19 protein-coding genes and 1 other RNA gene are annotated in these 23,587 nt (G+C 63.7%); 10 read left to right on the plus strand and 10 right to left on the minus strand.

From position 1 onward, the window contains the following. Nucleotides 1–1,011 (plus strand): AraC family transcriptional regulator, encoded by a 1,011-nt coding sequence (locus tag ACB039_RS02660; protein WP_005332060.1) that lies wholly within the window; start codon nt 1–3, stop codon nt 1,009–1,011. Here ACB039_RS02660 and ACB039_RS02665 read toward each other — a convergent pair. After that, a complete protein-coding gene (locus ACB039_RS02665; protein ID WP_005332061.1) occupies nt 991–1,914 on the minus strand; it encodes a LysR family transcriptional regulator in 924 nt (307 codons plus the stop codon). The two genes, ACB039_RS02660 and ACB039_RS02665, sit on opposite strands and share 21 nt — an antisense overlap. Nucleotides 1,915–2,038: 124 nt before the next feature. Between ACB039_RS02665 and ACB039_RS02670 the strand changes: the two genes are divergently transcribed. Then, the gene (locus ACB039_RS02670) at nt 2,039–2,797 is read left to right on the plus strand and encodes an SDR family NAD(P)-dependent oxidoreductase (protein WP_005332063.1); all 759 of its coding nucleotides are present in this window, start codon (nt 2,039–2,041) and stop codon (nt 2,795–2,797) included. A gap of 93 nt (nt 2,798–2,890) precedes the next feature. Here ACB039_RS02670 and ACB039_RS02675 read toward each other — a convergent pair whose 3' ends face one another. Continuing rightward, nucleotides 2,891–4,324 (minus strand): glycoside hydrolase family 1 protein, encoded by a 1,434-nt coding sequence (locus ACB039_RS02675; RefSeq protein WP_371165073.1) that lies wholly within the window; start codon nt 4,322–4,324, stop codon nt 2,891–2,893. A gap of 158 nt (nt 4,325–4,482) precedes the next feature. Between ACB039_RS02675 and ACB039_RS02680 the strand changes: the two genes are divergently transcribed. Next, complete coding sequence (locus tag ACB039_RS02680; RefSeq protein WP_371165074.1) at nt 4,483–5,385, plus strand: LysR family transcriptional regulator; 903 nt, start codon at nt 4,483–4,485, stop codon at nt 5,383–5,385. A gap of 135 nt (nt 5,386–5,520) precedes the next feature. Then, nucleotides 5,521–7,095 (plus strand): diguanylate cyclase, encoded by a 1,575-nt coding sequence (locus tag ACB039_RS02685; protein WP_371165075.1) that lies wholly within the window; start codon nt 5,521–5,523, stop codon nt 7,093–7,095. 12 nt (nt 7,096–7,107) lie between these two features. On the opposite strand, the gene ACB039_RS02690 is transcribed toward ACB039_RS02685, so the two are convergent. The 3 genes from ACB039_RS02690 to fdhD all read right to left on the minus strand — a co-directional run bounded on the left by ACB039_RS02690 (nt 7,108) and on the right by fdhD (nt 11,565). Beyond that, the gene (locus ACB039_RS02690; protein ID WP_371165076.1) at nt 7,108–8,235 is read right to left on the minus strand and encodes a hypothetical protein; all 1,128 of its coding nucleotides are present in this window, start codon (nt 8,233–8,235) and stop codon (nt 7,108–7,110) included. 263 nt (nt 8,236–8,498) lie between these two features. Then, nucleotides 8,499–10,796, minus strand: a complete 2,298-nt coding sequence (locus tag ACB039_RS02695) for an FdhF/YdeP family oxidoreductase (protein WP_371165077.1) — start codon at nt 10,794–10,796, stop codon at nt 8,499–8,501. Further along, nucleotides 10,780–11,565, minus strand: coding sequence for a formate dehydrogenase accessory sulfurtransferase FdhD (gene fdhD / locus ACB039_RS02700; RefSeq protein WP_371165078.1), 786 nt, complete (start codon nt 11,563–11,565; stop codon nt 10,780–10,782). Before fdhD ends, ACB039_RS02695 begins: the two co-directional genes overlap by 17 nt. Nucleotides 11,566–11,725: 160 nt before the next feature. Between fdhD and ACB039_RS02705 the strand changes: the two genes are divergently transcribed. Further along, nucleotides 11,726–12,604: a LysR family transcriptional regulator gene (locus tag ACB039_RS02705; protein ID WP_371165192.1), complete on the plus strand. Its 879-nt coding sequence runs from the start codon at nt 11,726–11,728 to the stop codon at nt 12,602–12,604. Between the two features lie 63 nt (nt 12,605–12,667). On the opposite strand, the gene ACB039_RS02710 is transcribed toward ACB039_RS02705, so the two are convergent. Next, a complete protein-coding gene (locus ACB039_RS02710; RefSeq protein ID WP_371165079.1) occupies nt 12,668–13,519 on the minus strand; it encodes a type 1 glutamine amidotransferase domain-containing protein in 852 nt (283 codons plus the stop codon). Between the two features lie 130 nt (nt 13,520–13,649). Between ACB039_RS02710 and ACB039_RS02715 the strand changes: the two genes are divergently transcribed. The 5 genes from ACB039_RS02715 (at nt 13,650) to yjfF (ending at nt 19,513) form a co-directional block, all read left to right on the plus strand. Next, nucleotides 13,650–14,564, plus strand: coding sequence for a LysR family transcriptional regulator (locus ACB039_RS02715; protein ID WP_041205853.1), 915 nt, complete (start codon nt 13,650–13,652; stop codon nt 14,562–14,564). A 364-nt stretch (nt 14,565–14,928) separates the two neighbouring features. Continuing rightward, nucleotides 14,929–15,888, plus strand: coding sequence for a galactofuranose ABC transporter, galactofuranose-binding protein YtfQ (gene ytfQ / locus ACB039_RS02720; RefSeq protein ID WP_042655967.1), 960 nt, complete (start codon nt 14,929–14,931; stop codon nt 15,886–15,888). Nucleotides 15,889–15,977: 89 nt separating this feature from the next. After that, entirely contained in the window at nt 15,978–17,486 is a 1,509-nt protein-coding gene (locus tag ACB039_RS02725; RefSeq protein WP_371165080.1) for a sugar ABC transporter ATP-binding protein, read from the plus strand. A gap of 1 nt (nt 17,487) precedes the next feature. After that, nucleotides 17,488–18,510: a galactofuranose ABC transporter, ATP-binding protein YtfT gene (ytfT, locus tag ACB039_RS02730; RefSeq protein WP_371165081.1), complete on the plus strand. Its 1,023-nt coding sequence runs from the start codon at nt 17,488–17,490 to the stop codon at nt 18,508–18,510. Further along, a complete protein-coding gene (gene yjfF, locus ACB039_RS02735; protein WP_371165082.1) occupies nt 18,503–19,513 on the plus strand; it encodes a galactofuranose ABC transporter, permease protein YjfF in 1,011 nt (336 codons plus the stop codon). Before ytfT ends, yjfF begins: the two co-directional genes overlap by 8 nt. A gap of 353 nt (nt 19,514–19,866) precedes the next feature. Here yjfF and ffs read toward each other — a convergent pair. The 4 genes from ffs to ACB039_RS02755 all read right to left on the minus strand — a co-directional run bounded on the left by ffs (nt 19,867) and on the right by ACB039_RS02755 (nt 23,539). Next, nucleotides 19,867–19,963, minus strand: an RNA gene (ffs, locus tag ACB039_RS02740) — signal recognition particle sRNA small type. Nucleotides 19,964–20,065: 102 nt separating this feature from the next. Further along, nucleotides 20,066–20,854, minus strand: a complete 789-nt coding sequence (locus ACB039_RS02745; protein ID WP_043130725.1) for a sulfite exporter TauE/SafE family protein — start codon at nt 20,852–20,854, stop codon at nt 20,066–20,068. A 92-nt stretch (nt 20,855–20,946) separates the two neighbouring features. Then, nucleotides 20,947–22,383, minus strand: coding sequence for an arginine-ornithine antiporter (gene arcD / locus ACB039_RS02750; RefSeq protein ID WP_005324166.1), 1,437 nt, complete (start codon nt 22,381–22,383; stop codon nt 20,947–20,949). Nucleotides 22,384–22,777: 394 nt separating this feature from the next. Beyond that, on the minus strand, nt 22,778–23,539 hold the full coding sequence (locus tag ACB039_RS02755) for an SDR family oxidoreductase (RefSeq protein WP_005324164.1): 762 nt from the start codon (nt 23,537–23,539) through the stop codon (nt 22,778–22,780). Nucleotides 23,540–23,587 lie beyond the last annotated feature (48 nt).

The raw sequence follows: 23,587 nt of genomic DNA on the forward strand, positions 1-23,587 counted from the left end.
GTGAAGACAGTCTCCAACCGGATAGCCCTGCACTGCCTCAACCACTGGCAGAGAGAGGGCCGGGATCCGGCCCAGCTCCTGCAAGAAGCCGGTATTGCCAGAGAAGAGCTGCTGCTCCCCCAGGGGCGGATCGATGCCCAGCGCCACTTCCGGCTGCTGACCCGGGTCGCCCCCCATCTGGACATGTCCCACAAGTGGTCGCCCCCCTCGCTCGCGGGGCTCTTTGCCGACTACCTGCCGCTGGCGAGCCTCTGCTGCAACGCCGCCACCCTGCGCCAGGCCCTGCACTTCTTTCTCGCCTACCGCCCCCTCATCGGCGAGTGCGATCGGATAGTGCTGCGGGAGGAAGAGGGAGAGGCAAGGCTCAGTTACCATTCGGAGTCCGATCACCCGGACGTGATCGCCATGAGTAGCCTGGCCAATCTCGGTCACCTCTATGCCCTGCTGCAGTTCTACCACCCCGGCCAGGGCCAGCTGGTGTTGCCCACTCCGGTGCGGCCCAGACTGTGGCGCGAGCTGGGGGCCTGGCTGGGAGAGCGGCTGCAACGGGGAGAGCGCTTTGAGCTGCGTTTCCCCGCGGCCTTGCTCGATCTCGCCCACGGCGGCTGCAACGGCCCCCTGCAACCCCTGCTGCTGGGGGAGCTAGACAGCCAGATGCGGCTGTTGCGTCCGAGCAGCCACTACAGGGAGCGGGTGCTCGGGCTCATCCGTCAGCGGCTCTGGCAGGAGAGCGTCGACTCCCCCACCCTGCTGGCGGGGGTCTGCGAGACTCTCAGGCTGACTCGCTGGACCCTCAACCGCCACCTGCGCGAGGAGGGGTGCCACTTCTCGGCCCTGCTGGAGCAGGTGAGACGTGAGGAGGCCTGCCGGCTGCTGCAAGACCCAGCCCTGCAGGTGCAGGAGGTGGGCGGGCGCCTCGGGTTTGCCAGCCAGAGCAGCTTCACCCGCTTCTTCAAGGAGGCATTCGCCCTCTCCCCCAGCGAATACCGCTCAAGGCGCAGCCGGCTCTGATCCCTCGACCAGGGCCCTGGCGAGCAGCTCCGCCAGCCAGTGGATGAAGAGCTGGACCCTGGGCGCCAGCTGGCGGCGATGGGCATAGAGGGCGTGGATGGGAAGCGGCGGCGCCTGCCACCGGGGCAACAGACTCACCAGCTCGCCGCGCCCAAGCAGCCCCTCCACCCCCACCCTCGGCATCTGTATGATACCAAGCCCCGCCAGCGCCGCCGCCAGGTAGGTCTCGCTGTCGTTGACCATCAGGGCCCCCGCCATCGGCAAGAGGGCGCGGCTGCCATCCTCCAGCTGGTACTCAAACCCCGGCTCGCTGCGTCCCTGCCCCGACCCATAATGGACCAGCCGGTGCCCGGCCAGATCCGCCAGGGTCTGCGGCACCCCGTAACGGGCCAGGTAGGCGGCGCTGGCGCAGTTGATCTGGCGATAGTGGCCAAGCGGCCGCGCCACCAGGCTGGAGGGCTCCAGCGCCCCCACCCGCACCACGCAGTCGAAGCCGTCGCGCACCAGATCCACCCGCCGGTCCGTGCTGCTCAGCATCAGCTGCAAGTCGGGGTGCTGCGCCAGGAAGGCGGGCAGCGCCGGGATCACCAGATGGCGCGCCATCCGGCTCGGCATGTCCACCCGCAACTGCCCCGAGATCTGGCCCCCCTGGCGAAACAGGCCGTTAAACTCCTCCATGTCCGCCAGCAGATCCCGGCACCTGGCGTAGCAGAGCTGGCCATCCGTGGTGAGCTGCACCCGCCGGGTGGTGCGCAGCAGGAGCCGGGTGCCCATGCGCTCCTCCAGCCTGCGGATGGCGGCGGAGAGGGTCGCCTTGGGGATGCCCAGCTGCTCGGCGCAGCGGGTGAAACTCTCGAGTTCGGCGACCCGCACGAACAATTTCATCGCATCCAGTTGATCCATGGCCTGATTGTCTCTTCAAACGGAACAGTGATTTCATTATCGCGCTATTTATCCGGCAATAAAGGAACAATACAGTGATCCGGTCGGCTCGTACCGAGCCCTTGTCACCCACAGGAGTCACACCATGACCAGACCCATCGCCCTCATCACCGGCGCCAGTCGTGGCCTCGGCAAACACAGCGCCCTCGCCCTCGCGGCCAAGGGGGTGGATCTCATCATCACCTACCGCAGCCAGGCCGACGAGGCGGCGGCCGTCGTGGCCGAGGCCAGGGCGCTCGGGGTTCAGGCCCATGCCCTGGCGCTGGATGTGGGGGTAAGCGCCTCCTTTGTCGCCTTCGCAGAGGAGGTGAAACAACTGCTCACTCGGGAGTGGCAACGTCCTCAGTTCGACTATCTGGTCAACAACGCCGGGATCGGCATTCGTGCCAGCTTCGAGAAGACCACGGAGGAGCAGTTCGATACCCTGCTCAACATCCACCTCAAGGGGACCTTCTTCCTGACCCAGAAGCTGCTACCGCTGCTTCGTGATGGCGGGCGCATCATCAACCTCTCCACCGGCCTCACCCGCTTCGCCATGCCGGGTTATGCCGCCTATGCCGCCATGAAGGGGGGCGTCGAGGTGCTGACCCACTATCTGGCCAAGGAGCTGGGCCCCCGCGGCATCGCCGTCAACGTGCTGGCCCCCGGCGCCATCGAGACCGACTTTGGCGGCGGCGTGGTGCGCGACGACAAGGGAGTCAACGCCTTTATCGCGAGCCAGACGGCGCTCGGCCGGGTCGGCCAGCCCGACGACATCGGCGGTGCCATCGCCGCCCTGCTCTCCGATGACTGCCGCTGGCTCACCGCCCAGCGCATCGAGGCCTCGGGAGGCATGTTTATCTAGGCCGCCTTGCGCCAACAACACAAAAACAGAAGGCCCCCTCAGTTGAGGGGGCCTTCTGGCATTTGGCAGAACATGCGCTGCGCACTGGGCGCCTTACAAGGTTTTGCCACCGGAGGCGATCACCTGGCTGTACCAGTGGAAACTCTCCTTCTTGATGCGGCGCAGCGATCCCCCCTGCTCGTCGCGCTCCACATAGACGAAGCCGTAGCGCTTCTGATAGCCGTTGAGCCAGCTCAGGATGTCGGTGAAGGACCAGGCGCAGTAGCCGATGAGCGCTACCCCGTCCTGCATCGCCTCCTGGCAGGCCTTGAGGTGGCTTTGCAGATAGGCGATGCGGTAGTCATCCTGCACCCGGCCGTCCGCGGTCAGCTTGTCGAACTCGCCGAGGCCGTTCTCGGTGATCATCAGCGGCAGGCCGTAGCGGGACGAGAGGCGACGCAGGGCGATGCGCATCCCGGTGGGATCAATGGCCCAGTCCCAGTTGCTGGTCTCCAGGTGCGGGTTGGGGGTGGTCCTGTAGAGACCGGGAACGCCGCTCGACGGCGTGGTGCCCTTCTGCCCCGTGGTGTTGATGCGCTGCATGGTCTGACCGCCGAGGGGATTGTCGGTGAAGGTCAGGGTGTAGTAGTAGTTGACGCCTATGTAGTCGGGGGTGCCTTCGCGCAGCAGTTCGAGATCCCCTGGCAGTATCTCGGGTGCCTCACCGGTTTCTCTCAGGTAGGCGAGCGCCGCCTGGGGGTAGCGACCGAAGCAGTAGGCATCCAGCCACCAGAGGTTGGTGAACTCCTCGGCATTCTCGAACGCCAGCATGTCGCTCGGGGCGCAGGAGGCCGGATAGGCGGGGGAATACGCGAAGCTCGGGCCGATGAGGCCGTTTGGCACATGCTGGCGGAACGCCTTGATGACCCGGGCGTTGGCGAGAAACGCGATGTGGTTGGCGGCGAAGAAGCGCTTCCTGTCCTGCACTGCGGGCGGATGGGTGCCGAGCTGGTAGGCGTTGGTCAGGTTGTAGTTCTGCTCGTTGAGGGACACCCAGTACTTCACCTTACCAGCGAAGCGCTGATAGAGAGTCACGCAGTAGCGCTCGAAGTCGTCGATGATGCGCCTGTCTTCCCAGCCGCCGTACTCGTCCTGCAGCGCCTGGGGCAGATCCCAGTGATAGAGGGTCAGCACAGGCTCGATGCCGTGGGCCAGCAGGGCGTCGATGAGCCGTTCGTAGAAGGCGATCCCCGCCTCGTTCACCTCACCGCGCCCATTGGGGAAGATGCGCGGCCAGCTCACCGAGAAGCGGTAGGCCTTGAGCCCCATCTCGGCCATCAGCGCCACGTCCTCCTCCACCCTGTGGTAGTGATCTACCGCCACGTCCCCGTTGCTGCCCTCGAAGGTCTTGCCCGGCAACTTGGTGAAAAGATCCCACACCGAGGGGCCCTTGCCGTCTTCGTTCCAGGCCCCTTCCACCTGATAGGCGGCTGAGGCGGCCCCCCAGAGGAAATCCGCGGGGAAGTCGTTGAACTTGGGATGGTGCATCTGGCTTGTCTCCTGCTGCTTGAGGATGGTGCCGCCTCTCCCCCTGGGGGCACTGGCGAGCGTCAAAACGAATTGGCATCAGCATCGAACAGTTCTAGAATTCCGTCCAATGACAATTTTTGCCATTCAATATTCCAAGCAGGAATGAAGGAGTCGTGATGGAGTTGCGGGATCTGAAGGCCTTCGTCACCCTGGGGGAGGTCTTGCACTTCGGTCAGGCGGCGGCGCGCCAGCACATCACCCAGTCGGCCCTGAGCAAACAGATCCGGCGACTGGAGGTGGCGTTTGGCGGCGAGCTGTTCGAGCGCAACGCCAGCAGTACCCGGCTCACCCCCCTCGGACGCGCCCTCTACGGGGATGCCTGCGCCCTAGTGGCCCAGAGCGAGCAGCTCGGTCGCACCGCCCGCGATGTGCTGGCGGGCAATGGTGGCACCCTGCGCATCGGCTTCGGGGTCGCCACCAAGCTGCTGGTGCCCGCCGCCATCGCCCGTTTTCGGGCCAGCCGCCCCGGGGTCGGCATCGAGCTCAACGATCTCTCCACCCATCACCAGTTGCTGGCGCTCAGTGAAGGCAGGCTGGATCTCGGCTTCTGCCGCTTGCCCGCCCCCAGGGGCTGGCCAGTACTGCACGTGGTGCGCGCCCATTTCGTCGCCGTGCTGCCCGCCAGCTACCAGGAGGTGACGGGACTCGCGGATCTGCTGGACAAGCCGCTCGCCATCCTGCGCCGGGACAAGGCCCCCTCCTTCCACGATCAGTTCGTGCACTACCTGGCACAGAGCGGACTGAGGTTTCAGGAGATCCAGTACGTCAACGACTTCGCCGCCGGCATCGCCACCGCGGCGGCGGGCATCGCCTGGACCCTGGTGCCCTCCTCCACCACCATAGAGCACCCGGACGTGATCACCCTGCCCTTAGGGGAGGCCGAGGCGAGCTGGATCATCGGCCTCATTCGCCCGCCGGGAGGGGATAACCCCCTCATCGCCCCCTTCTGGCAGACGGTGGCCGAGCTCGGTGATCCCGCTCTCACCGCCCTGGGTGATCAGGGCGGTGCAGGATCATGACGCAGCCATGGCCGTCATTCACGACATGGAATCGTTCGAGAACCACATTAACGGTAGCTTTTGAGCGGGCAGCCCCCGTAAAATTGCACCATGGCCCCGGCGTTCGGCGCCAACCGACAAGGACTCGTTTCTCCAATGCTATCCCACTGGCTGCTGAGGTTTGATCTCCATCGCCTCATCCTGGCCCTGGCCGTGCTCGGCGTGCTGGCCACCTTCGGCAACAGCTTCTACGCCATCCATCAGGCACAAAGGCAACTGCTGATCGACAGTACCCTGGAGGCCAACCGGGTCTATGCTGCCAAGCTCGCCGCCTCCGCCGACACCATGCTGAGCGCGGCCCAGGGGCAGCTTGCCTACAGCGCCACTCAGCTGGCGCCGCTGCTGCAGGCCAACAACGTCAAGGGATTGGAACAGGAGGTGACCCAGCTGCGCGAGCGCACCAACACCTTCAACTCGGTAGCCGTCGTGAATACCGAGTCCGTCGTCGTCGCCGTCTCCCCCGAGACCTTGAAGATCAAGGGGGCCAAGCTCACCTCCCGCAGCGCCCGCCAGAGTCTCGCCAGCCAGCAGCCACTCATCTCGGACCCTCTCGTTTCCCTCTCGGGCAACTACCTCATCAGCCTCTCCTACCCGGTGTTTTCGGCGGACAGGCGCTTTCTCGGCTTTGTCGCCGGCAGCATCTACCTGCAGTCCGCCAGCGTGCTTTCCAGCTTGCTGGGCCAGCACTACTACCAGGATGGCTCCTACCTCTACGTGGTCGACCGGCAGAAGACCCTGATCTATCACCCGGACCCCAAACGCATCGGCCAGAAGATAAGTGACAATGCGGTGGTGGACGAGGTGTTGCAAGGGAAGCAAGGGGCACAAGCCGTGCTCAACACACGGGGAACAGAGATGCTGGCGGGCTTCGCCCCCGTGACCGGGGCTGGCTGGGGGGTGGTGGCCCAGCGCCCCCGCAACGCCACCCTGGCCGGGCTGGATCAGCAGATGCTCGACATCCTGAAGGGGATGATCCCGGTCACCCTCTTCATCCTCTTCATCATCTGGCTCTCGGCCACCGTCATCTCCCGGCCCCTGCGGCAACTGGCCAACCGGGCCAGGTTGATGGATCAGCAGGAGGCGGCCTCCAACATTTCCAGCATCCGCGCCTGGTACTTCGAGGCGGCCCAGCTCAAGCAGGCCATCCTCAAGGGGCTGGGGCTGCTCAACACCAAGATCGACAAGCTGCACAACGACAGTCACACCGACCCCATGACGGGCCTCTTCAACCGGCGGGCGATGCAGCAGATGCTGGATGACTATCAGGCGCAGTCCCTGCCATTGGCGGTCATCGCCCTCGATATCGATCACTTCAAGACCATCAATGACCACTTCGGCCACGACGTCGGGGACGCCGTCATCGTCTCCCTGGCGACCCTGATGCAGCAGGACCTGCGTGCCGATGCCGCCCTGTGCCGCAGCGGTGGCGAGGAGTTCCTGTTGCTGCTGCCCGGGGTCTCCGGGGTACAGGCAGAGCGGATCGCCGAGCGGCTGCGGATGACGGTGGCGGGCCACGAGATGGGGCAGGCCGGGTGCATCACCATCTCCCTCGGGGTCGCCCACTGGCCGGGAGATGCCAGCGATCTCGGTGCCGTGCTCAAGCAGGCGGACAAGGCGCTCTATCAGGCCAAGCACAGAGGCCGCAACTGCGTGGTGGTGGCCGGCGCCTGACACAGCCCCACGTCAGAAGCTGTAGCCCATCTTCAGATAGATGCCGGCGTTGTCGTCCTTGCCCATGGCATACTCGAGGTTGGCGACTATGCCCGCCTCCGGCTTGAGCAGGTACTGGATCCCAGTCCCCCAAGCGGGGTAGACGTTGTCGCGGTCGCCACAGTCGAGGGACTCCCCGTTCACGGCATCGCCGTACAGGCAGGCTACCCCGGCGAAGGCGGTGAGGGTCCAGCGTTCGGCAAGCTTGTAGCGCTCCTCCACCTCCACCGCCGACATGTGCTGGCCCAGATACTCCCCCGGGGTGTAGCCACGCAGGTAGATGGGGGAATAGGAGCCGCTCGGTGCGTTGTGGGAGAACTGGTTGCGATTGCGCCAGGCGAGCACATGACCATCCCCGTGACTCCAGTAGCCCCGGTAGTCGACCCGGTAGATGTCAAAATCCGCTTCTCCCCCCAGTCCTTCCCGGTAGGCCAGGTTGTTGACGTTGAGGTACCAGCCCCGGGTCGCACTGAAGTCGCTGTCCCGGGAGTCGTGCTGTACCACCAGTCCCAACCCCCCCGAGGTGAAGCCCTCCAGCCCCAGCTCATCGAGGATCTGATCCGATTGCAGATCCTGTCCCTGTATCTCGTAGTTGGAGTACGCCGCCATGCCGCCGACGAACCAGTCCCCCTCCACCCGATAGAGGTAACGCAGGAAGGCGGAGCGGAAGTTGTCGTTGGTCTCGAGGGCACGGCCGGTGCCGAGGTAATCCTCGTAGCTGTTGTTGATGTCACCAAGAATGACGCCACCGACGATGCGGTGGTGATCCGCTCCGAACGACGTCTTGGCAAAGGCGCTGGTGATGAGGGATTCCGAGGTGGTGTACTTGCCTGACAGGGTAAACAGCGACGGGCGCGAGCCTTCATCGAACTGGTGCAGGTAACCCACCATCATGCCTGCCGCCGTGTCCAGCTTGGGACTGGAGCTCAACAAGGGCACGAACAGCCAGGGAGAACGCTCGCCCTGCTTGGCCGCTCCCTGCGCCTCGCTGTCGTCCTGACGCGTTTGTGTCTCTACACCGGCGGGATCCGCCGCCATCGCGGGGCTGGCCGCCAGGGTGAGGACCAGGCCGGCCATCAGGGGGGAAATTGCATTGCGCATGTGTGATATCCGCACAGGATCGCGCACGGCAAACCGGCGGCGCGAGGCCACCCTGCCCGGCAGGCGCGTCGAGGTTCAGGTTGCCGGCCGCCACCTTGCATCGCGGGGCCAGGAGAGGGCCGCAGCATAGCGGCATCCCCCGCCCCCAGCCACCGCAAGATGGTGCGCCATACAATCGCCGTACAGCTTCGCCAAAGGATGGCGCCGGGCGAATACCGGACATGAAAACCCCCCTGCCTGGGCAGGGGGTCGGGCGTGGTCGCTTACAGATTGGCGGCGAGGCTGGCGGCCTGTGGCTGGCTTGGAGTCACCAGCACCGGCACCGACTTGGAGGTGGGGGTGAAGGAGCCCTCCCCTATGCTCTCTATGGCCACAAGGGGGTTGGTCTCCGGGTAGTAGGCGGCGATGTTGCCCCTGGGGATCTCGTAGAAGATGACGCTAAAGCCGCGCACCACCCGCTCGCGCCCGTCGTTGCAGATGGCGGTCATGTCCACCTGCTGTTCCTCGGCGAGCCCCAGGCGACGGGCATCCTCCTCGTTCATGAAGACCACGTTGCGCCGCCCCTTGATGCCGCGGTAGCGGTCGTCCATGCCGTAGATGGTGGTGTTGTACTGATCGTGGGAGCGCAGGCTCTGCAGCAGCAGCACGGGCTGATCCTGCATCTGCTCCGCGTGGCTGGTGCACTCGGGCAGGATGGAATCCGGCAACCGGCTCGCCCGAAACTCGGCGCGCCCGCTCGCGGTATTCCAGCGCAGCAGGGCGGCACTGTTCTCCAGGTGGAAGCCGCAAGGCTCCTCGATGCGGCGGTTGAAGTCGTCAAAGCCGGCGATGGTCTCGGCGATGAGGTTGCGCAGCAGGGCGTAATCGTCCCGCAGAGCAAACCAGTCCACCCGATCGCTGCCGAGGGTCGCCTCGGCCATGCGCGCGACTATGTCGATTTCAGACAGGCAGAGCGGCGAGACCGGCTCGTTCATGCCGGTGGAGGCGTGCACCATGCTGAAGGTGTCTTCCACGGTGATCTTCTGCACCCCGGCGCGCTGGGTGTCGAGCTCGGTGCGGCCGAGGCAGGGCAGGATCAGGGCATCCTTGGAGACCATGAGGTGGCTGCGGTTGAGCTTGGTGCTGATCTGCACGTTGAGCTCGCTCTTGCGCATCGCCTCATAGGTGAAGTCGGTGTCCGGCGCCGCGGCCGCCAGGTTGCCCCCAAGGCAGATGAGCACCTTGCTCTTGCCGCCATGGAGGGCCTTGAGGGCCTCGTAGACGTTGTGCCCCGGCGTGCGCTTGAGGCCCACCGGGAAGCGGCGCTCCAGCCGGTCGATAAAGGCGGCGCTGGGTTTTTCGTTGATCCCCATGGTGCGGTTGCCCTGCACGTTGCTGTGGCCGCGCACCGGGCAGAGGCCGGCACCCGGCTTGCCAATCTGGCCGCACATCAGGTGCAGGTTGACGATTTCGCGAATGGTGTCGACCGAGTGCTTGTGCTGGGTGATCCCCATGGCCCAGCAGCTGATCACACTCTCGCTCTGTGCGAAGATCTGCGCCGCCCGGATGATCGCCTCCCTGCCAAGCCCGGATTGCGCCTCGATCTGCGCCCACTCCGTGGCCTTCACCTGCGCCAGGTAGTCGTCAAAGTGCGCCGTGTGCTGCTCGATAAAAGCGAGATCGATGCGATCCCCCTGCTCTTCCAGGATGTATTTCGCCATGCCGCGAATGGCCGCCATGTCACCGCCAAGCTTTGGCGTGAGGTACTGGTGACTGATGCGGGTGGCCGCCGGGGTCAACAGCTCCGCCGGACTCTGGGGGCTCGCGAAGCGCTCGAGGGCCACCTCTTTCAAGTTGTTGAAGGTGACTATCTGGCACCCCTGGCGAGCCGCCTTGCGCAGGGCGTTCATCATGCGCGGGTGGTTGGTGCCCGGGTTCTGGCCGAAGACGAAGATGGCTTTGGCGGCGTCGAAGTCATCGAGCACCACTGTGCCCTTGCCAATCCCGACGGACTGGATCAGCCCCACCCCGCTCGCCTCGTGGCACATGTTGGAGCAGTCCGGGAAGTTGTTGGTGCCATAGAGGCGGCCGAACAGCTGATAGAGGTAGGAGGCCTCGTTGCTGGCGCGACCCGAGGTGTAGAACTCCACCTCGTCGGGGCTGGCCAGGCTGCTCAGCTTGTCTGCGATGAGGGCAAAGGCCTGATCCCAGCTTATCGGCTCGTAGTGATCGGTCGCCGGGTTGTAGCGCAGGGGCTCGGTCAGGCGCCCCTGGTATTCGAGCCAGTAGTCGCTCTGGGTAGCGAGCCGGCGCACCGAATGCTCGGCGAAGAAGTCTGCCCCCACCGTCTTGCCGGTGGACTCCCAGGCCACCGCCTTGGCGCCGTTCTCGCAGAACTGGAAGGCCCCCTGCTTGTTGTCACCCCAGGCGCAGCCCGGGCAGTCGAAGCCGTCGGTCTGGTTGACCCGCAGCAGGTTCTTGATGTTCTGCCGGGTCTTCTGGCTCTGCAGCACCTGCTTGAAGGTGGACTGCAGGGAGGAAAAGCCGCCGGCCTTGGCCGGTTTTTCAATATGACGGGACATGGGGTTCTCCAACGTGATCCAGGGCGCGGGGGCTGGCATAGCAGACCGGGGCATCGGATCTGGGCACATGAATGAGGGTCAGGTTGTATTTCAGGGCCAGTCGCACCGCGAGCTGGCTGGGAGACGCAAGGCTGATGAGGTGGGCGGCGCCAAATTGCACCGCCTTGTGAATGAGTTCGCTGCCGCAGCGGCTGGTGATGACCAGGGTGGCGGCCTGCGCGGGCTGGCGCAGCTGCATGCCGATAAGCTTGTCCAGGGCGTTGTGACGGCCGATGTCTTCCCGGCAGGCCAGGATCTCGCCGCGATCATCCAGCGCCAGGGCTGCATGGAGCGCGCCGCTCTGGCGGGCCTTGTTCTGCCAGGGGGCGATGCGCTCGCGCAAGTCCCGCAAACGCGCGGGATCCAGGGGGGCGCCCGGGGTCAGGGGGATGAGCTCGGGCAGCGCATGCTCGATGGCCTCCACCCCGCAGATGCCGCAGCCGCTCGCCCCGGCCAGGCGGCGCTTGCGTCGCCCCAGCGCCGCCAGGCAGCGGTTGGCGATGGTGATGTCGAGCACCACCCCCTGCTCCGACGGGGTGCTCTGGATGTCGTGCACATCGTGATTGCCCCCTATGATCCCCTCGCCAAACAGGAAGCCGATGGCGAAGTCGTCGAGATCATCCGGGGTGGCCATCATGACGGCGTGGTTGATGCCATTGATGTTGACGGACACGGCCACCTCTTCCACCAGCTCATCCAGCCTGGGCAACCGTGAATTGAAAGGGTTCATGCGAGACGCTTATAAGCTGTATTCGGGCCTCAAGTTTAGATAAGTCGTTCCCCCAAAACCAATGAAACAAATCTATTCACCGATAGATAACCTCTATTGCCATGGCGATGTCGATTGATTAACTTTGTCGACCATCCTCCATGCCAAGCCCCCCTCTTCGATGAACATCAAGCAGTTGCACTATTTCTACGAGTTGGCCCAGCACCGTCACTTCGCCAAGGCGGCCAAGGCCTGCTTCATCACCCAGCCGACCCTGTCCGCCAGCATCACGGCGCTGGAGAAATCCCTCGGCACCGAGCTGGTGGTGCGCAACAGCCAGTTCGTGGCGCTGACCCAGGCGGGGGAAGTGGTGCTGCGCCACGCCGAGCGCATGTTGCTGGAGCAGGACGCCATGCGCCAGGAGCTGAGCCTGTTTGGTGGCGCGCTCTCTGGCACCCTGCGCATCGGCATGGTGCCCCAGTCGAGCATCGACATCATGCCGCTGCTCAAGCGCTTCAACGACGCCTTCCCCAAGGTCAGCCTGCGCCTGTCGGTGATGACCCACGGCACCCTGCTCGAGCAGCTGGATCTGCACCAGACCGACATCGGCCTCGGCTTTGACGAGCTGCTCACCGAGCATCAGCGCCGCGCCCTCGACGTGCAGTTGCGCCACCCCAACCCCATGGCGCTGCTGGGGCCCCTGCCCCCGCACCTCTCCCCGAGCCAGCCCCTGAGGCTGGCGGACTTGCAGGATCTGCCCCTGATCCTGCCGAGCGCCACCATGCAGTTTCGCCGCTATTTCGACGAGGCCGCCGCCCGCCAGCAGCTCAGCCTGCGGGTGGTGCTGGAGACAGACTCTTTGTTCCACCTGGCCAACGGGGTGAGCCACGGGCTGGGCTGCGCCGTGGTCAGTGCCGGTATCGCCGCCACCGCCCGTCAGCTCTTCAGGCTGCCCTGCCACCCCTTGAGCGATGCGAGCGCCGGCACCATCGCCTTCATCACCCGCAAGCACAGTATCACCCCCGCCATGAAGGCGTTTCTCGCCGAGGCCGGGGCATAGAAAAGGCAGCCCACCCTGGGCTGCCTGCATATAGAGATCGAGAACCTGGCGCCTCCCCTGGCGTCAGCGCCCCCCTTGCTGCTTGTCCAACGCCGCAATAAAGGCGCTCGCCAGGGCGTGATCGGAGAAGGGATTCTGACCTGTGATGAGTTCGCGATCGATCACCACACCGGGCTGCCAGGGGGCGACGAACTGCATCTTGCCACCGGCCCGGGCCATGGCCTGCGCCGGGTAGTAGCGCAGCTTGTCGCCCTTGAGCGAGGCCTCAAACACCGCCTCTTCCTCGTCGGAGAAGATGGTCATCCTGTAACCGTCGTAGATCCACTCCCTGGCGCCGTCCGCCTTGCCTGCGATGACCGACTGCTCGAACCCGGCCGGATCCCCCTGCGCCGCCAGCAGCGCGATGGGGCCGTGGCAGATGGCCGCCGTGGGCTTCTGACTTTCATGGAAGTGGCGCAGCAGGGTGCCCACCTCGGGATCCGTGGCGAGATCGATGAGAGGGGCGTGGCCGCCGGGGATGAACAGGCCGGCATAGCGCTCGGGCCCTGACTGCAGCACCTCCTTCAAGGACAGCACCTTGCCGGGGGTGAGCAGGCCGTCCACCACAGATGCGATGCGTCCCATCTCCTGCTCACTGCCAGCGAAGTATTGGGGGTCGATGGAACTCTTGTCGGCCTGGGGCCTGTTTCCTTTCGGTGTCACCAGAGTCAGGTCATAGCCCGCGTCCAGCAGGGCGGCGGCGGGCACCCCCAGCTCATTGAGGTAATAACCGGACGTCATTGTCTTGCCCGCTTTGAGCGGCAATGTGGTCTCGCTCGAGAGCAGGATCAGGACCTCTCCCCTGGGCGCCGCACTGGCCGCGGCCGAGGTTGCCAGCAGCAGTGACGCCAGCAGGACCTTGAGGGTGTTTTTCATCTTGATACTCCTTGGAATGGACGGTGATCACTCAAACGGCAAGGGTGCCGCGCTGGATGAAGAATTTACTGATTACCTTGTGGCGAATAAACTGACGCCATTGAACTTGTTTATTTACATGGATGAACATATGTCCCGTGCCTTCGACCCCGTTCAGCTCGGCAGCATAGAGCTCTTTTGCAAGGCGGCCGAGCTTGGCAGCTTCACCGCCACGGCGCAGGTGCTGGGAGTGACGCCGGCCTCGGTGAGCCGCTCCATCCAGCGCATCGAAGCCAGGCTCGGCGTCAAACTCTTCAATCGCACCACCCGCAGCGTGCGCCTCACCGAGGACGGTGAGCTCTATCGGGCGCAATGTCAGCAGGCCCTCGATCAGATTGCCGAGGCCGAGCGGGCCCTCACCGGCCGCCAGCGTCACCCCAAGGGGCTGCTGCGAGTCAGCGTGGGCACCGTCTATGCCCACCATCGCCTGGTGCCCCTGCTGCCAGGCTTCATGGCCGCCTATCCCGAGATCGAGCTGGAGCTCAATGTCTCGAACAGAAACATCGACTTCGTGGAGGATGGCTACGATCTCGCCATTCGTCTGGGTGAACCACGCGACTCCCGGGTGATCGCCCGCAAGCTGGAGGAGGCCAGCGTCGGGGTCTTCTGCTCTCCCGCCTATGCCGCTCGCCGCCCGCCACCGACCTCCCTGGACGCACTGCACCAGCATGATCTGATCCAGTTCATCACCCCCAGCACGGGGCGCCCCTTCCCCTGGAGCTTCATCGATGACAAGGGGCTGCCCGTCGAGGTCAGTGTCCACAGTCGGCAGCGGGTACTGGAGGATGTACTGGCGGGCCTTGGCTGGGCGGTGGCTGGCGGGGGTCTGTTCCAGATCTACCATTTCGTGGCGGCAGAGGCGCTCCGCCAGGGCAAGCTGGTGGAAGTCATGGCGCCTTTTGCGGGGCGATCCCGCCCCTTCTACGCCCTCTATCCCCAGCACCGCCACCTCTCTGCCCGGGTGCGTGCCTTCGTGGATTACCTGCTGGCGGCGGTGCGCCCCTGAGACAAGGGCATCGCCTCACCGCCGGGGGCCAGGCCCCTCGCTCCTCTTCCCCGTGCACCCGTTGCGGGGTACATGGGCTGCGCGTACCAACCCGGCGCACCGTCGGGTCCTTTCCCTATTGTGCATACCCGTGGACGCCGACTCTGGACACAATGGTTGCTGAAATAAATAAATATGCAGATAAATCAACGCAGCCCTTGCCTGATATATGAACTTGTCTGCTGTTTGTATGAAGCATCATGCTGCTGAAAATTTTCTGTGAGCCATCTCCCGTCGTTAAACCCAAGAGCCTATACGCTTGACCCGTACCATTAAACCAGAGTCGCTTTGGTTTATTTCACCATGCATCACAAAGGAGTGTCACATGTATAAAAAAGTGAAACTGGCGGGCATTATCAGCACCCTTATTCTCTCTGCCTCTGCATATTCTGCCGAGATGACGGTGGGCTTCTCCCAGATAGGTTCTGAATCCGGCTGGCGGGCGGCGGAAACCTCGGTCGCCAAGAGCGAAGCACAAAAACGCGGCATCACCCTGAAAATTGCCGATGCCCAGCAGAAACAGGAGAACCAGATCAAGGCCATTCGCTCCTTCATTGCCCAGGGCGTCGATGCCATCTTTATTGCCCCCGTGGTACAGACCGGCTGGGATCCGGTATTGCAGGAGGCAAAAGAGGCAGAGATCCCGGTGTTCCTGCTGGATCGCAATATCACGGTGAAAGATGATGCCCTCTTCATGACGGGGGTCGCCGCAGACAGCGTCCACGAAGGGGCCGTGGCGGCCCAGTGGCTCATCAAGCAGCAGGATGGCAAGGCCTGCAATGTGGTGGAATTGCAAGGCACAGTGGGGGCCAGCGTAGCGCTGGATCGCAAGAAAGGCTTCCTCGATACGGTCGCGGCCGTGCCCACCATCAAGATCATCCGCACCCAGTCAGGGGACTTTACCCGCAGCAAGGGCAAGGAGGTGATGGAGAGCTTCATCAAGGCGGAGAATAACGGCAAGAATATTTGCGCCGTCTACGCCCACAACGACGACATGGCCATCGGTGCCATCCAAGCTATTAAAGAAGCTGGTCTGAAACCGGGTACGGATATCAAGATCATATCCATCGATGGTGTGCCGGATATTTTCAAGGCGATGATGGCAGGTGAAGCCAATGCCTCGGTGGAATTGACGCCGAATATGGCAGGCCCCGCCTTCGATGCCCTGCTGGCTTATAAAAAGGACGGCACCCAGCCCCCCAAACTTATCAAGACGGAATCTATTCTGTTCGAGCCAGAAAGTGCCCAGGCCCAGCTCGAGCTGAAAAAAGACATGGGTTACTAATGCCGCTCGCCCTCTGAGCCAGCCTGTTAAATAACACGCCATATCGGCAACGTTGCGATATGGCGCGTTATATCGGAGAGCCTATTTTCATGTCACAGAACAATCAGGATGTCCTGTTGAACGCCCGCGGGATCTGCAAGACCTTTCCCGGAGTGCGTGCCTTGCATCAGGTGGACTTTTCCCTGCGTCGGGGAGAGATCATGGCGCTGCTCGGCGAGAACGGTGCCGGCAAATCCACCCTGGTCAAGACACTCACCGGCGTCTATCAGCCCGACGGGGGCCGTATCGAACTCGATGGCGTCCCCATCTCCCCGACAGATACTGCCCATGCCCAGCGCCTGGGGATAGGCACCGTCTATCAGGAGGTCAATCTGCTGCCGAACATGTCGGTGGCCGACAACCTCTTCATCGGCCACGAACCCCGCCGCTTCGGCCTCATCGATCGAGCCGCCATGAACCGGCAGGCCCAGGCCATCATGGAGGGATACGGCTTCGAGATGGATGTCACCCTGCCCCTGGGCCACCATTCGGTCGCCATGCAGCAGATAGTGGCCATTGCCCGGGCCATCTCCCTGTCCGCCAGGATCCTGATCCTCGATGAACCCACCGCGAGTCTGGATGCCAGCGAGGTGCAGATGCTCTTCTCCCTGATGGGGAACCTGAGAGACCAGGGGGTGAGCCTCATCTTCATCACCCATTTTCTCGATCAGGTCTACGCCATCAGCGATCGCATCACTGTGCTGCGCAACGGCGAGCTGGTCGGTACCCGCGATACCGCCGCGCTGCCGCAACTGGATCTGGTCAAGATGATGCTGGGGCGCGAGCTGGACGACAACGCCCTCAAGCGGGCCGGCAAGACGCTGCGCAGCAATCAGCCTACGGTGTCGTTCAGGGACTATGGCAAGCGCGGGGTCATCGCCCCGTTCAGTCTCGACGTCATGCCAGGGGAGATAGTGGGTCTCGCCGGCCTGCTCGGGTCGGGTCGCACCGAAACCGCCGAGCTGATGTTCGGCATAGTGCCAAGGGATGGCGGCGAGTGTCGGGTGCGGGGCAAAGCGGTGACTATCCGCTCTGCACGCCAGGCGGCCGCCAATGGCTTTGGCTTTTGCCCGGAGGATCGCAAGAATGCCGGCATCATCGCCTCGGCCTCGGTGCGCGAGAACATGGTGCTTGCCCTGCAAGCCCAGCGGGGCTGGCTGCGCCCCCTGCCCCGCAAGGAGCAGGACGAGATCACCGCTCGCCTCATCGAGCAGTTGGCGATCAAGACCCCGGGCCCGGAGCAACCTATCCAGTTTCTCTCCGGGGGGAACCAGCAGAAGGTGCTGCTGGCGCGCTGGCTGCTCACCAAGCCGCAGTTCCTGATCCTGGACGAGCCCACCCGGGGCATCGACGTGGGAGCCCACGCCGAGATCATCCGGCTCATCGAATCCCTTTGCGCCAACGGGCTGGCCCTGCTGGTCATCTCCTCGGAGCTCGAGGAGCTGGTGGGTTATGCCGACCGGGTGATCGTCCTGCGCGACAGAAAACAGGTGGCAGAGCTTGCGACGGACGCCCTCAGCGTCCCTGCCATCATGAACGCCATTGCATGTGAGGCCTGATATGACGTCATCCACTCTCCCCCTCCCTGGCGGGCCGGCGCGCCCCCGCAGAGCGCTGCCCACGGGCACGGCCCAATGCGGGGCCCTGCTCTGCGTGCTGCTCATCAATGCCCTGGTCGCCGACAACTTCTTCGCCATCCACATTCAGGATGGCCGGCTGTTTGGCAGCCTGATCGACATCCTCAACCGCTGCGCTCCTGTGGCCCTGCTCGCCCTCGGCATGACGCTGGTGATCGCCACCGGCGGCATCGACTTGTCGGTCGGCGCCGTGATGGCCATCAGCGGGGCCACCATGGCCAGCCTGGCCACCGGCGGTCACAGCCTGCCGGTCATTCTCGCCTCCGTCATCGGAGTGGGCTTGCTGTGCGGCCTCTGGAACGGCTTGCTGGTAGCGGTGTTCAAGATCCAGCCCATCGTCGCGACCCTGATCCTCATGGTGGCGGGCCGGGGCATCGCCCAGCTCATCACCGAGGGGCAGATCATCACCTTCAACAACGAGGCCCTCGCCTGGATCGGCAGCGGCGCGCTCTTCTATCTGCCAACCCCAATCATCATCACTCTGGGGATGGCACTGCTGCTGTGGCTGCTGACCAAGCGCACCGCCCTCGGCCTCTTCATCGAGGCGGTGGGGATCAACATCAGGGCCGCCAAGAACGCCGGGCTCAACACCCCCATGGTGGTGATCGCCACCTACCTGCTGAGCGGCATGATGGCCGCCGTCGCCGGCATGATAGTCGCCGCCGACATCCGCGGGGCCGATGCCAACAACGCCGGGCTCTGGCTGGAGATGGACGCCATCCTGGCGGTGGTGATAGGAGGCACCTCCCTGATGGGCGGACGCTTCAACCTCGCCCTCTCCCTGGTCGGCATACTGATCATCCAGGGAGTGAACACCGGGATCCTGCTCTCCGGCTACCAGCCCCAGTGGAACCAGATCGTCAAGGCCATGGTGGTGCTGGCGGTGCTGGTCATTCAGTCGCCGGCCCTCAATCACCTGTTCCAGCGAGGGACTCGCCATGTTTAAACGCAACCTGCCCCTGATGGTGACCATCATGGTCTTCGTGCTGAGTTATCTGCTCTGCCTGGCCTCCTTCCCCGCCTTCATGTCCACCCGCATCATCTGCAACATACTGACGGACAATGCGTTTCTCGGCATAGTGGCGGTGGGCATGACCTTCGTCATCCTCTCGGGGGGCATCGATCTGTCGGTGGGGGCCGTCATCGCCTTCACCGGCGTGCTGCTGGCCAAGCTCATCGGGGACCTGGGGGTCAGCCCCATGCTGGCCATCCCTCTGGTGCTGGTGCTGGGAGCAGGCTTCGGCGCCCTCATGGGCTGGCTCATCGACACCCTGAAGATCCCCGCCTTCATCATCACCCTGGCGGGCATGTTCTTCCTGCGGGGGGCCAGCTTCCTCATCTCGGAGCAGTCCCTGCCCATCGATCACCCCACCTTCACCTACCTGTCGAGCCTGTCGTGGAAGCTGCCGGGGGGCGGGCGCCTCAGCCTGCTGGCCCTCATCATGCTGGCGGTGGTGGTGTTTGGCATCCTGCTCGCCAACCGCACCCGCTTTGGCAACAACGTCTATGCCATCGGCGGCAACGCCACCTCGGCAGCCCTGATGGGGATCTCGGTACGCCACACCACCATCCGCATCTACCTGCTCTCCACCACGTTGGCGACCCTGGCCGGCATCGTATTCGCGCTCTACACCTCGGCGGGCTACCCGCTCGCCGCCGTCGGGGTGGAACTCGATGCCATCGCCGCCGTGGTCATCGGCGGCACCCTGTTGAGCGGCGGGGTGGGCACCGTCTTCGGCTCCCTGTTCGGGGTGCTGATCCAGGGGTTGATCCAGACCTACATCAACTTCGACGGCACCCTCAGCTCCTGGTGGACCAAGATCATCATAGGTCTGCTGCTGTTTTGCTTCATCGGCCTGCAGCGCCTGCTGATCCTGGTCTCGGAACACCGCAAGGCCAACAAGCCCATTCCCTTCAAGCGCCAGGTTGCCGCCATCCCCCTTGAGTGACACCCCCACCGGGCCCGCCATACGCGGGCCCGGTGGCATGCCAGCAGGACGCATTGCGCCGACCTCACGCCGCCAGGTTCAGAACCACAGACCAAGGAGCCAGGGTTATCCGACAACGCCTCAAACAACGGACATACAGACAATGGCCAGACGCCATGGTGGCATCGCAGACGGATGCCAACTGCCAAGAGAAGAAAACAGGATCACAACAAGGCGAAGAGGAAACGAAAAGCACACAGAGAAGGAATGCGGGGCAGATGGCGAGCATCTTCTTGTCCACACAAAGTGGATTACCAAGAGGTCTGAAGGGGGTATTGGAGGCTAACTTATTGAATTGCAGAAACAGGTGGTGGCCCTACCAGCCACATCCCGGCACTCGAGTCCCCCGCCTTGGCTGCTACCTTCCGGTCCTGACCAGGTTGACGAGTTATCAATGCGAGAGGACCAATAGGACCACCGGCGAGGAGAATAGGCAAACTGGCCTGCCAATGCAATGGCTTTCTTCCCCGAGACGAACCGATCGCCTTATTTTTCAACAATCTGCCGAATGGATCAGCTAAACAGCATGAATTTTGCCCCCACCAGCAGCATCAGCAGGGCGAACGCCTGCTTGAGCCGTTTGGGGGAAAGTTTATGGGCCAGCCTGGCGCCGACGCGGGCAAACTGGGTACTGGTCAGCACGATACCGAGCAGGGCCGGCAGGTAGATGTAGCCGACACTCCACTCGGGCAGATCGGTATGACCCCAGCCGGCATAGAGGTAACTCAGACTGCCCGCCAAAGCGATGGGCATGCTGCATGCGGCGGAGGCCGCTACCGCGTTACGCATGGGGACGCTGTTCCAGCTGAGATAAGGCACCGTCATGGAGCCGCCACCGATGCCAAACAGTGCCGAGAGCCAGCCGATGACGGCACCCGCGATGCCGGTACCGACCGGCCCTGGCAGGTGGCGCTCCGCCTTGGGCCTGAGGTTGAGCCCCATCTGCAGCGCCATGGTCCAGGCGAAGCAGCCGATGATGATGTTGAGGGTGCTGGCGCTCAGCAGATTCGCAGTCATGCCACCGAGCCAGGCGCCGATGAGCATGCCCGCCCCCAGGCGCCGTATCATCACCCAGTCGACCGCCCCCGCCTCCTGATGTGCCCGCAGGGAACTGAAACCGGTGAAGATCATGGTGGGCAGTGAGGTACCGAGCGCGAGGTGGGTAATGATCTCCGGGGCCACCCCCTGGGCATGGAAGCTCAAGACCAGCACCGGCACTATGATGAGCCCACCACCAATGCCGAACAGTCCCGCCAGCATGCCCGCGAAGGCCCCCAACACCAGATAACCCACAAACAGCATAAAAATTCCTTATATAGCTGAATGGCGGTCAAGTTGACCGCCATTGCCCATAAAAAAAGAGATGGCGTTGCGCCATCTCTTTATTGTGCCGATTAATGCAGGGGAATGGTACCGTCCATCACCTTGTAGAAGGCCAGCACGGCGCAACCGAGCAGGGCCGCCGTCATTCCCCGCTCCAGCCGGTTGAGGCTGCGCAGGCCGTGGTGCTGGCGCGCCTTCCAATAGATGAAGATGCCGGGGCTGTAGAGCAGCGCCACCAGCAGCAGGTACTCCACCCCGGCGGCATAGACCAGCCAGCAGCCGTAGACGGTGGCCACCAGGGCCAGCAGCAGGTCACGCTTGCGTTGATGGGGCTGGTTCTCGTAGGTGGTGCCCTGCAGCGCCAGCTTGAGGCCATAGGCGCCGGAGAAGACGTAAGGCACCAGGGCCGCCGAGGTGGCGATGTTGACCAGCGCCAGGTAGGTGCTGCTCTGGAAGTAGATGATGATGAGGAAGGCCTGCACCAGACAGGTGGAGCACCACAGCGACACCTGGGGCGAGCCGTTCTTGTTCTCCTTAGCGAACCAGGCCGGGAAGACCCCTGTCTTGCCTGCGATATAGGGTACTTCCGCCGCCAGTACTGTCCAGCTCAGCAGGGCCCCCATCACGGAAATCACCAGACCGATGTTGATGAGCCAGGCGCCCCAGGGACCGACCACGGCTTCCAGGATCATGGCGGTGGAGGGATTCTTCAGGGCCGCCAGCTGCGGCTGGTTCATCACGCCGAGGGAGAACAGGGTCACCATGACGTAGAGCGCCAGGGCGCCGAGCAGCGCCAGTACGGTGGCACGGCCTACATCCTTGCGATGACGGGCACGGGCGGAGACCACCACGGCCCCCTCGATACCGATAAAGACCCAGAGCGTCACCTTCATGGTGGACTTGACCTGATCCATCACGGAGCCAAGCTCGGTGTTGCCCTGCCCCCAGATGTCCAGAGTGAAGGTCTCCATGTTGAAGGCAAGCAACACGGCGACGCAGAAGACGATGAGGGGCACCATCTTGGCGATGGTGGTGACTATGTTCACCAGGGCCGCCACCTGGATGCCGCGCAGCACCAGGGCGTGCACCGACCAGATGAGGAGGGAGGCGAGCGTGATAGCGACCGGGGTGTTGCCGTCGCCGAAGATGACGTTGTCCGGCGTGTCGAAGAAGTAGCTCAGGGCGCTGAATACCACGATGGCGTAGGAGACGTTGGCCAGCAGCTGGCAGAGCCAGTAGCCCCAGGCGGCGTTGAAGCCGACGAAATCACCGAAACCGGCTTTGGCGTAACTGAAGATGCCCCCGTCGAGATCCGGGCGACGCATGGAGAGGTTCTGGTAGACCAGGGCGAGGCAGATCATGCCGATCCCGGTGATGGCCCACCCTAGGGCGACGGCCCCGGCGCTGGCGTGCGCTGCGATGTTTTGTGGCAGACTGAAGACCCCGGCACCGACCATGGAGCCGATCACCAGCGAAATGAGGGCGCCGAGCCCTAGTTTCTTGTCCATCTCAAACCTGTTTTATTAAGCGGCGACTGAGCATCCGTATTCATACAGCGCGCGATATGGGAGGGGTGATAAATCCGTACCCCGTGAAAAAGGCGGCAACTATATTGCATGACTATTCCGACCGCAATCCTTCGCAGTGCCAATCACACACCGCCTTGACCGCGCGCAATTCTACAGCACTCACTCACCCGGCCTGTGAGCTGGTTCAAATTCAGAAAGACCCGTTGATCTTTCACGTTTTTCCATGATGTCAGCCCTGTTTTTCAAAGAAGCCCTGCATGCCCATGCAGTGTGCCACCTTGGGCGTCAGGCAGGTCTTTTGGCAGAAACTGCAATAAAAATGCCCCTGTGCCAGTGGCAAGGGGCATGGGGCATGGGCGGATCACCGCCGGGGTTAGAGTCGCAGGCCACCGTCGAGATCGATGATCCGGCCGGACAGGTAGTCGTTGGCGAGGATGAATTGCACGGTCTGGGCCAGTTGCTCCCCCTGTCCCAGGGCGCCGACCGGAATGGCCTGCTGCATCCGGGCCATGGCTTCGGGCTTCATGGCCGCCGTCATGTCGGTGGCAAAGACCCCGGGGGCGATGCCCATCACCCGGATGCCGTGGCGGGCCAGTTCGCGCCCCCAGGTCACCACCAGGGAGGCGACCCCCGCCTTGCTGGCGGCATAGTTGCTCTGGCCGATATTGCCGGCGCGGGCGATGGAAGAGATGTTGATGATGACGCCCCCCTGCCCCCCTTTCGCCATCAAGGCCGCTCCCTCGCGTCCGCAGAGGAAGGTACCGGTGAGATTGACGTCGATGACAGCCTGCCACTGGGACAGGCTCATCTTCTCCACCAGTTCCCCCTCTTTCATCTTGATGAGCATGCCATCCCGCAATATGCCGGCGCAATTGACGAGGCCATGCAGGGCGCCCAATTGCTCCTCCATGGCGGCAAAGGTCGCCTCCACCTCGGGTTCATCCGCCACGTTGCAGACGAACAGGGCGCAGCGACCATCCCGGCTGCGCACCTCGGCCTCAGTCACCTCCAGATCGGCGCGGTTGACGTCAATCAGCGCCAGCACGGCACCCTGACTGGCCAGACGCAGGGCGATGGCGCGACCGAGCCCCCGCCCGGCCCCCGTGATGGCGATGACTTTTTCTGTGATATCCATAAATGCTCCTTTTTGCCTGGACCCGGATGACGAATGAAAGGCAGGACC

Origin of the sequence: Aeromonas sp. S2(2024), from assembly GCF_041402505.1 — a bacterium.
Taxonomy (GTDB): domain Bacteria; phylum Pseudomonadota; class Gammaproteobacteria; order Enterobacterales; family Aeromonadaceae; genus Aeromonas; species Aeromonas media.

Excerpts from the sequence above, each read along its gene's own strand:
- arcD (WP_005324166.1), bottom strand. The coding sequence starts at position 22,383 with ATGGACAAGAAACTAGGGCTCGGCGCCCTCATTTCGCTGGTGATCGGC.
- ACB039_RS02725 (WP_371165080.1), top strand. The coding sequence starts at position 15,978 with ATGTCACAGAACAATCAGGATGTCCTGTTGAACGCCCGCGGGATCTGC.
- ACB039_RS02695 (WP_371165077.1), bottom strand. The coding sequence starts at position 10,796 with ATGTCCCGTCATATTGAAAAACCGGCCAAGGCCGGCGGCTTTTCCTCC.
- ACB039_RS02670 (WP_005332063.1), top strand. The coding sequence starts at position 2,039 with ATGACCAGACCCATCGCCCTCATCACCGGCGCCAGTCGTGGCCTCGGC.
- ACB039_RS02705 (WP_371165192.1), top strand. The coding sequence starts at position 11,726 with ATGAACATCAAGCAGTTGCACTATTTCTACGAGTTGGCCCAGCACCGT.
- ACB039_RS02690 (WP_371165076.1), bottom strand. The coding sequence starts at position 8,235 with ATGCGCAATGCAATTTCCCCCCTGATGGCCGGCCTGGTCCTCACCCTG.
- ACB039_RS02745 (WP_043130725.1), bottom strand. The coding sequence starts at position 20,854 with ATGCTGTTTGTGGGTTATCTGGTGTTGGGGGCCTTCGCGGGCATGCTG.
- ACB039_RS02710 (WP_371165079.1), bottom strand. The coding sequence starts at position 13,519 with ATGAAAAACACCCTCAAGGTCCTGCTGGCGTCACTGCTGCTGGCAACC.
- ytfQ (WP_042655967.1), top strand. The coding sequence starts at position 14,929 with ATGTATAAAAAAGTGAAACTGGCGGGCATTATCAGCACCCTTATTCTC.
- ACB039_RS02685 (WP_371165075.1), top strand. The coding sequence starts at position 5,521 with ATGCTATCCCACTGGCTGCTGAGGTTTGATCTCCATCGCCTCATCCTG.
- ACB039_RS02715 (WP_041205853.1), top strand. The coding sequence starts at position 13,650 with ATGTCCCGTGCCTTCGACCCCGTTCAGCTCGGCAGCATAGAGCTCTTT.
- yjfF (WP_371165082.1), top strand. The coding sequence starts at position 18,503 with ATGTTTAAACGCAACCTGCCCCTGATGGTGACCATCATGGTCTTCGTG.
- ytfT (WP_371165081.1), top strand. The coding sequence starts at position 17,488 with ATGACGTCATCCACTCTCCCCCTCCCTGGCGGGCCGGCGCGCCCCCGC.
- ACB039_RS02675 (WP_371165073.1), bottom strand. The coding sequence starts at position 4,324 with ATGCACCATCCCAAGTTCAACGACTTCCCCGCGGATTTCCTCTGGGGG.
- ACB039_RS02665 (WP_005332061.1), bottom strand. The coding sequence starts at position 1,914 with ATGGATCAACTGGATGCGATGAAATTGTTCGTGCGGGTCGCCGAACTC.
- ACB039_RS02680 (WP_371165074.1), top strand. The coding sequence starts at position 4,483 with ATGGAGTTGCGGGATCTGAAGGCCTTCGTCACCCTGGGGGAGGTCTTG.
- ACB039_RS02755 (WP_005324164.1), bottom strand. The coding sequence starts at position 23,539 with ATGGATATCACAGAAAAAGTCATCGCCATCACGGGGGCCGGGCGGGGG.
- fdhD (WP_371165078.1), bottom strand. The coding sequence starts at position 11,565 with ATGAACCCTTTCAATTCACGGTTGCCCAGGCTGGATGAGCTGGTGGAA.